Source organism: Paenibacillus sp. F024 (genome assembly GCF_057814255.1).
Map to the genome: position 1 here is coordinate 1 of NZ_JBVASZ010000226.1, position 230 is coordinate 230.

The 230-nt window shown below is 54.8% G+C and carries 1 rRNA gene; it reads right to left on the bottom strand.

Going from position 1 to position 230, the window contains the following annotated elements:
- Nucleotides 1–2: 2 nt before the first annotated feature.
- A 23S ribosomal RNA gene (locus tag ACZYR9_RS28035) occupies nt 3–230 on the bottom strand; the annotation flags it as partial.

A 230-nucleotide genomic window follows, 5' to 3' on the forward strand; every position in this document is an offset into this window, starting at 1 on the left:
TTTTGGATAAGCCCTCGACCGATTAGTATTCGTCAGCTCCACACGTTGCCGCGCTTCCACCCCGAACCTATCTACCTCGTCGTCTACAAGGGGTCTTACTAATTGGGAAATCTCATCTTGAGGGGGGCTTCACGCTTAGATGCTTTCAGCGCTTATCCCGTCCGTACTTGGCTATCCAGCCGTGCTCCTGGCGGAACAACTGGTACACCAGCGGTACGTCCATCCCGGTC